Source organism: Stenotrophomonas sp. GD03777, from assembly GCF_029842485.1.
Taxonomy (GTDB): Bacteria; Pseudomonadota; Gammaproteobacteria; order Xanthomonadales; family Xanthomonadaceae; genus Stenotrophomonas; species Stenotrophomonas sepilia.
The window spans coordinates 1-7,032 of record NZ_JAOCGL010000150.1 but is presented as its reverse complement, the minus strand read 5'-3'; the positions used below and the strand labels follow the sequence as shown (position 1 = coordinate 7,032).

Here is a 7,032-nt window from a genome sequence, read left to right as displayed (position 1 = left end):
GCGCGAGGGACGACGGCCGAACCACCAGCCGGCCAGCAGTTGCAACGGCAGCGACGCCAGCAGTGAAATGACGAACCAGAACGGGAAATCCGCACCCGCCGTCCACATGGCGTAGCCACAGCCCAGCGCGACCAGCGACCAGATCGAGAAGCCGTGCGATCGCGGCCAGCAGGGCGCGTAATAGGTGGCAAAGGAAACCCCGGCGATGCCACCGAGCACGCTGAAGGTGAGATCCCAGCCCAGCTGCACGCTGTTGTTGTCCGGCGACAGGCCCAGCAACGGTGGCAGCCAGCTGGCGACGCTGCTGACCAGCGCAAGCGACAGCACACCGCCGATCAGGGCAACGAGGGACAGGAACAGGGTCTTGAGCACGCCAGGCATGCGCGCATTGTACGGCTGCGGCGGAGAACCCGGCATGCCGGCCAGCGGCCGGCACTACCGAAATGTGTGTGGATCCGATCCGATGAATCGGCATGGCCGCCGCGTCCGTGGGAGAGGGGGACGGAGCGACGGCGGCCATGCACAGGCGGTCAGGCGGCGAAGTCGAGCACCACGCGGCCTTCGATGGTGCCCGCATGCATGCGCGCGAACACGTCGTTGATGTTTTCCAGGCGGTCGGTGCTGACCGTGGCCGCGACCTTGCCCTCGGCGGCGAACTGCAGCGATTCCTGCAGGTCCAGGCGGGTACCGACGATCGAGCCGCGCACGGTAATGCCGTTGAGCACCATGCCGAAGATGTCCAGCGGGAAGTTGCCGGGCGGCAGGCCATTGAGCGAGACAGTGCCGCCACGGCGCACCATGCCCAGTGCCTGCTCGAACGCCTTCGGCGATACCGCGGTGACCAGCGCACCGTGGGCGCCGCCGATTTCCTTCCTGAGGAACGCGGCCGGGTCGGTGGTGCGCGCGTTGACGGTGACCTGCGCGCCCAGCTGGCGGGCCAGTGCCAGCTTGGCGTCGTCCACGTCCACTGCGGCCACGTTCAGGCCCATCGCACGGGCATACTGCACGGCCATGTGGCCCAAGCCACCGATGCCGGAAATCGCCACCCAGTCACCGGGCTTGGTGTCGGTGACCTTCAGGCCCTTGTAGACGGTCACGCCGGCGCACAGCACCGGCGCGATCTCGACGAAGCCCACCTCCTTCGGAAGCAGGCCGACATAGTTGGCATCGGCCAGTGCGTACTCGGCGAAGCCGCCGTTGACCGAGTAGCCGGTGTTGCGCTGCGTCTCGCACAGTGTTTCCCAGCCACCCAGGCAGTGTTCGCAATGACCACACGCCGAGTACAACCAGGGGATGCCGACCCTGTCGCCTTCCTTGACGTGCCCTACCCCGCCTCCCACGGCCACGACGTGCCCCACGCCCTCGTGGCCGGGGATGAACGGCGGGTTCGGTTTCACCGGCCAGTCGCCCTCGGCGGCGTGCAGGTCGGTGTGGCAGACGCCACAAGCCTCGATCTTGACCAGTACCTCGCCCGCCCCCGGGCGCGGTACCGAGACTTCCTCGATCACCAGTGGCTTGCCGAACTCACGCACGACAGCGGCCTTCATGGTGGAATTCATGTTCGGATCTCCGTAGTGCGCTTGCCCACAGAATGACGCCGGCGCGAGGCCGGCGCTTTGATCACGATCAAACCTTTGAAGATCCGCGAAGCAGGTTCAGCTGGCCAGCACCGAGGCCTCGCGGGCCAGGCGCTCGATGGCGTCCCAGTCGCGGGTCTGCAGCAGCGCCGGGGTGGTCAGCCACGAACCGCCCACGCACAGCACGTTGGGCAGGTGCAGGAACTGCGGCGCGGTCTGCGCGCTGATGCCGCCGGTCGGGCAGAAGCGCACATCGGCGAACGGGCCGTGCCAGGCGGCCAGCAGCGCGGCGCCGCCGGCCTGCACGGCCGGGAAGAACTTGAAGGTGTCCGCGCCGTGCTCCAGGCCCTGGATCAGGTCCGAAGCGGTGGCAGCACCGGGCAGGTACGGCAGATCGGCATCACGCGCGGCCGCATACAGTGCCGGCGTGGCACCGGGGGAAACGGCAAAACGCGCACCGGCCTGCTTCGCCGCCTGCATCTGCGCGGCGTTGAGTACGGTGCCGGCACCGATCACCGCGTCCGGCACGGCCTCGACCATGGCCTTGATCGCATCCAGCGCCTGCGGCGTGCGCAGGGTCACCTCGATCACCGGCAGCCCACCACGGAACAGTGCCTGGGCTACTTCGACCGCTTCATTCACATCTTCGGGGGTGTACACCGGGATCACCGGTGCCAGCTTCAACAGCGCGCGCAGGCGCGGATCAGCGCTGGACATCGTCTTGCTCCTTGCCCGCCAGGGCATCGCGGATGCTGCCGGTGCCGGCAGCGCAGCGGCGCATGATGCCATGCGGACCGCGATGGTGCCCTGCTCCGCACCGCGCCGGATTCAGGCCGGGTCGGCCTGCAGCGCCTGGATGCGGCGCTGGTACCAGTCGCCACCGAGCGGATCGAACACCGCCGAGCGCTCCATCTGCGCCTCGTACACGTGTACCGAGATCGCCAGTGCCTCATCGCTGGCATTGCGCAGGGTGTGGTACTCATGCGGGGGGATCAGGCTGCCGGCACTGCCGCAGCCCCCGCGCAGCGCGGCGTGGCGGCGGAAGCGCCAGCGCTCGCCGGCGCACTCCAGCAGCTCGTAACGGGTGATCTCCAGCTCGCCCAACCACACGCCCTCCACACACCACATGGCATCGTGGTCGTGCAGCGGCGTGCCCTGCCCTGGGCCCCAGCTCATGGCAATCACGCTGTAGCCGTGTTCGCGGCTGTGGTACAGCGGACGTCGCGCGTAATGATCACTGACCGGCCGATGCACGCATTCGGGCAACTCGATGCGGTTGTCGGTTATGGCTTCCTGCAGCGCCAGCTGCAGGTCGGCCGTGATGCGCTCGGGATCACCGGAGCTCATCGCCGCGTCGACTGCGGCGATCAACCGGTCGCGGCCGCGGAACGGCGGAAACGGAGAAGTCTGCAGGTCCATGCCTCGAATGTAGCGGAGCATGGTTAAGGGAATGTTGGCGTTCGCGCGCGTCGCGTCCACATCCAGGGTGAATACGCGCGGAAGAACGGTTCAGATGCAGAAGCAGTAGAGCGATCACAATGGAACCTTGCGCAGCAGAACCTGTCGAACACGACACGATTCAGATCCGCTGCGACATTCCGCAACTTCGCGCCCGACGGGCGCAAGGCTAGAATTCTCCGACTTACCTGGTTCTATACATGTCAGTGCGAACTATTAGCGATGCCGCGTTGCCGGCATCGAAGGGCAAGGCTGCCACGATCAACGACATCGCACGACTGTCGGGAGTTTCCAAGAAAACGGTTTCAAGAATCATCAACAACTCGCCGCTGGTGCGCAAGGACACCCGCGACAAGGTCGAGGCGTTGATGCGCGAGGTCGGTTACGTGCCCGATCCTCTCGCGCGCGGGCTGGCATTCCGCCGCTCCTTCCTGATCGGCCTGGTGTATGACGATCCGGGTGCCCAATGCATCGTCGACCTGCAGCACGGCGCGCTGGACGCGCTGCGCGGCACTGGCTATGAGCTGGTGGTGCACCCCTGCGACAGCCAGGATCCGGAATGCCCGCAGGGCGTGCGCCGTTTCGTGCAGCAGCAGAAGCTGCACGGCGTGATCCTGGGGCCGCGTGCGTCCGAATCGGCTGCGCTGGCGCAGATGCTCGATGACATCGACTGCCGCTACGTGCGCATCAACGCGCATGCCTCGGAGGATGAGAACCATGCCGTGGTCACCCATGACCGCGATGGTGCTGCCGCTGCGGCGGGCTACCTGCTTTCGCTTGGCCACCGCGACATCGCGGTGATCACCGGACCGGGTGACCGGCGTGCCGCGCGCGAACGGACGCATGGTTTCCTTGATCGGCTGGCGCAGGTCGGCCTGACCCTGCCCGGCGAGCGCGTGCTGGAAGCGGGCGACACCTTCGAGTCCGGCGTGCATGCCGCCGAACGGCTGCTGATGGGCGAGCAACGCCCCAGTGCGATTTTCGCCGGCAACGACGAAATCGCCGCAGGTGTGTACCAGGTGGCATTGCGTGCAGGCATCGCGGTGCCGCAGCAGTTGTCGATCGTCAGCTACGACGACAGCCCGTTGGCATCGCGGCTGTGGCCGCCGCTGACGTCGGTGCGGCGCCACGTTTCCGACATCGGCCGCACCGCCGCCGCCATGCTGGTCCAGGCCGACGTGCCCGACGCACCGACCGCGGCCAGCGTGCATCCGCAGTTGATGGTGCGCGGTTCCTGCCGGGCCGTGGATGGCTGAGTGTCCTGCCCTCGCCTGCGCCGCTGCAGTGGCGCAGGCAGGCAACAACGAAAGCGGCGCACCCATGTGCGCCGTTTTCAGTGCAAAGCCGTGCGCGTTGTGTGCTTACACGTCGCCGCCGTCGGCCCAGCCTTCGCCGGTGCCCTTCTGGAACACGCGGTCGTCGCCCTGCACTTCACCGGCCGGCAGATGCGCCTGGTTGGCCAGGGCCGCGTAGATCGGGGTGAAGTCCGGCGAGGTCGCCTGCATGAGCTGTTCGAAGCTGTCGATGACGAAGTAGGTCTTCTGGAAGGTGTCGATGCGGTACTTCGTGCGCATGATCCGCTGCAGGTCGAAGCCGATGCGGTTGGGCGCGGCCGATTCCAGCGAGTACAGCGACTCGCCCTTCGACGACACAATGCCGGCACCGTAGATGCGCAGGCCCTCGGGCGTGTCGATCAGGCCGAACTCCACGGTGTACCAGTACAGGCGGGTCAGGTTCTGCAGCGCATCCGGACCGATCGCATGCGCTTTGACGCCACCGCGGCCGTACGCCTCCATGTAGTCGGCGAACACCGGGTTCATCAGCAGCGGTACGTGGCCGAACAGATCGTGGAACAGGTCCGGCTCGGCGATGTAGTCGATCTGGTCCGGGCGACGGATCCACCAGGTCACCGGGAAACGGCGGTTGGCCAGATGGTCGAAGAAATCCAGTTCCGGCAACAGGCCTTCAACCCCGACCAGGGTCCAGCCGGTGGCCGCGCCCAGCACTTCGTTGAGCTGGTCGAAGCGCGGAATCATGTGTGCGCTCATGCCCATCTCGTCCTGCGCATCCAGAAACTCCTGGCAGGCACGGCCGACCAGCAGCTCGCGCTGGCGCTGGTAAAGCGTGCTCCAGGTCGCGTGGTCGTCGGCGCTGTAAGTGTCCCATGGCTGCTCGACGAGCGCGGTGGTATACACCGGCACGTAGCCCTTGTCGGTCTGCTGGTGTTCGACGCGGCGGGGCTGGGCGAGGTCCATGCGGCACTCCTGGATGGGATACCCATGATGCTAGGGCAGGGGACGCGCAACAGGGTTGCAAAAGTTGCGCCGATTGGCCTTGTTGGCGCAATATCCTTGCGTACTCACCATGTTGCGGGGCAACAATGGCCGGAGAAGTCCAGTTCGATCGCACGGATATACGCCTGCTGGCCGAAATCCAGCGGGATGGGCGCGCCACCAACGCCGAACTGGCGGCGCGGGTGAATCTCTCTCCTTCGGCCTGCCTGCGGCGGTTGCAGCGGCTGGAAAGCGAGGGCGTGATCGTCGGCTATGGCGCGCGGCTGGAGCCACGGCAGCTGCGGCTGGGCCTGCAGGCCTTCGTGCGCGTGCAGCTGGAAAAGCACGACCAGGCCGCCATCGGCCACTTCGTGGACAGCGTGCAGGCGTGGGACGAGGTGGTGGCCTGCCACGCACTGACGGGTGACATGGACTACCTGCTGCACGTCTACGTGCGCGACCTGGAGCACTTCTCGCGCTTCCTGCTGGACCGGCTGCTCAATGCCGGTGGCGTGGCCGATGCCAATTCCAGCTTCGTGCTGCGCACGGTGAAGGGCTTCCAGGCGTTGCCGCTGTCGCAGCTGGAGTCCTGAGCAACCACCGAGCGGGCCCGGTGGCCTGACTTCAATGGATCAGCACTTGTCCTTGCGGCCCATCAGCTTGCCCAGGCGCGAGGCTTCCTCGCACTTCGGCGCGGCCACCGGTGCCGGTGCGGCTGCTGCGGCGCGCGCGCGCTGCAGCTGCTGGATCCTGGCGCGGATCTGCGGCATCGCTGCCATCGCAGCCTTTTCGCCTTCCAGGATCGCGGTGCCACGCTGGCTGAAATCGGCGGCACCGATGTCCAGTACCTTCGGGCGGATGACGATGTCGGCGCGCGCCAGTTCCTGCTCGCCCAGGCGCTGGCCCATGATCGAGATGGACTGGTTGACGATGCCCAGCATGTCGGTCGGCGCCTTGCCGCTGGCCTTGCTGGAGATGTCCACGGCGATCACGAAGTCGGCGCCGAGCTGGCGTGCGGCATCCACCGGCACCGGGCTGACCACGCCACCATCGATGTAGTTGCGGCCGCCGATCTTCACCGGCTCGAACACACCGGGAATGCTGCTCGACGCGCGCACTGCCTGGCCGACGTTGCCGCGCACGAAGATTGCGCGCTCGCCGGTTTCGAGCTGGGTGGCGACGGCGGCGAACGGCTTCTTCAGGCGCTCGGCGGGACGGTTGGCGACCTGCTCGTTGACGTAGTCCTGCAGCTTCTGGCCCTGCACCAGGCCACCGGAGAACAGGCGCACATCGCGGATGCTGGCTTCGTCCAGCGCGACGGCCTTGCTCTGCATCTGGAAGGCATCCATGCCGCTGGCATACAGGGCGCCGACCACGCTGCCGGCGCTGGTGCCGGCGACCACGGCCGGCTCGAAGCCGTTGGCCTCCAGCATCTTGATCACGCCGATATGGGCAAAGCCTTTGGCCGCGCCGCCGCCCAGGGCGATGCCGATCTTCACCGGCTTGGCCTGCGGGACCACGGTCGGCGCAGGCGGCGGCGTGGGGCGGACCGGATCGCCACCGCAGCCGGCCAGCAGGCCGATCAGGGCGACGGACAGCAGCATGCGGGGGCGGAACAGGCTCATCGGCAGTGCGCGCGCGGCGCCGGATTCAGGAAAGGGCGCCAGCATACCGAAGCCGCGGCGGGGCGGGCAGGGTGGGAAATATCGCCCATTCATAAAGGT

General features: G+C 67.1%; 8 protein-coding genes. 2 read left to right on the top strand and 6 right to left on the bottom strand.

From position 1 onward, the window contains the following. The 4 genes from N5E02_RS19460 to N5E02_RS19445 form a co-directional block, all read right to left on the bottom strand. Positions 1 to 381 (bottom strand): hypothetical protein (locus N5E02_RS19460; RefSeq protein WP_279946633.1); only part of this gene is annotated, 381 nt, incomplete at its 3' end. A 149-nt stretch (positions 382 to 530) separates the two neighbouring features. Next, on the bottom strand, positions 531 to 1,559 hold the full coding sequence (adhP, locus tag N5E02_RS19455) for an alcohol dehydrogenase AdhP (RefSeq protein WP_065179057.1): 1,029 nt from the start codon (positions 1,557 to 1,559) through the stop codon (positions 531 to 533). Positions 1,560 to 1,655: 96 nt separating this feature from the next. Then, positions 1,656 to 2,294 (bottom strand): bifunctional 4-hydroxy-2-oxoglutarate aldolase/2-dehydro-3-deoxy-phosphogluconate aldolase, encoded by a 639-nt coding sequence (eda, locus tag N5E02_RS19450; RefSeq protein ID WP_065186797.1) that lies wholly within the window; start codon positions 2,292 to 2,294, stop codon positions 1,656 to 1,658. A gap of 111 nt (positions 2,295 to 2,405) precedes the next feature. Continuing rightward, positions 2,406 to 2,996, bottom strand: a complete 591-nt coding sequence (locus N5E02_RS19445) for a cysteine dioxygenase family protein (protein WP_065179059.1) — start codon at positions 2,994 to 2,996, stop codon at positions 2,406 to 2,408. A gap of 239 nt (positions 2,997 to 3,235) precedes the next feature. Here N5E02_RS19445 and N5E02_RS19440 point away from each other — a divergent pair, with 239 nt between their 5' ends. Then, positions 3,236 to 4,291 (top strand): LacI family DNA-binding transcriptional regulator, encoded by a 1,056-nt coding sequence (locus N5E02_RS19440; RefSeq protein WP_065186796.1) that lies wholly within the window; start codon positions 3,236 to 3,238, stop codon positions 4,289 to 4,291. A gap of 105 nt (positions 4,292 to 4,396) precedes the next feature. On the opposite strand, the gene phhA is transcribed toward N5E02_RS19440, so the two are convergent. Continuing rightward, positions 4,397 to 5,290, bottom strand: a complete 894-nt coding sequence (phhA, locus tag N5E02_RS19435) for a phenylalanine 4-monooxygenase (protein WP_053496712.1) — start codon at positions 5,288 to 5,290, stop codon at positions 4,397 to 4,399. A gap of 125 nt (positions 5,291 to 5,415) precedes the next feature. On the opposite strand from phhA, the gene N5E02_RS19430 reads away from it, so the two are divergent. Further along, entirely contained in the window at positions 5,416 to 5,901 is a 486-nt protein-coding gene (locus N5E02_RS19430; RefSeq protein WP_005411782.1) for an Lrp/AsnC family transcriptional regulator, read from the top strand. A 39-nt stretch (positions 5,902 to 5,940) separates the two neighbouring features. Here the strand turns inward: N5E02_RS19430 and N5E02_RS19425 are convergent, their stop codons facing one another. After that, complete coding sequence (locus tag N5E02_RS19425; protein ID WP_053496711.1) at positions 5,941 to 6,933, bottom strand: patatin-like phospholipase family protein; 993 nt, start codon at positions 6,931 to 6,933, stop codon at positions 5,941 to 5,943. Positions 6,934 to 7,032: the final 99 nt, after the last annotated feature.

What these genes read in the sequence shown, in the direction of transcription:
- adhP (WP_065179057.1), bottom strand. Translation starts at nt 1,559, where the DNA reads ATGAATTCCACCATGAAGGCCGCTGTCGTGCGTGAGTTCGGCAAGCCA.
- eda (WP_065186797.1), bottom strand. Translation starts at nt 2,294, where the DNA reads ATGTCCAGCGCTGATCCGCGCCTGCGCGCGCTGTTGAAGCTGGCACCG.
- N5E02_RS19445 (WP_065179059.1), bottom strand. Translation starts at nt 2,996, where the DNA reads ATGGACCTGCAGACTTCTCCGTTTCCGCCGTTCCGCGGCCGCGACCGG.
- N5E02_RS19440 (WP_065186796.1), top strand. Translation starts at nt 3,236, where the DNA reads ATGTCAGTGCGAACTATTAGCGATGCCGCGTTGCCGGCATCGAAGGGC.
- phhA (WP_053496712.1), bottom strand. Translation starts at nt 5,290, where the DNA reads ATGGACCTCGCCCAGCCCCGCCGCGTCGAACACCAGCAGACCGACAAG.
- N5E02_RS19430 (WP_005411782.1), top strand. Translation starts at nt 5,416, where the DNA reads ATGGCCGGAGAAGTCCAGTTCGATCGCACGGATATACGCCTGCTGGCC.
- N5E02_RS19425 (WP_053496711.1), bottom strand. Translation starts at nt 6,933, where the DNA reads ATGAGCCTGTTCCGCCCCCGCATGCTGCTGTCCGTCGCCCTGATCGGC.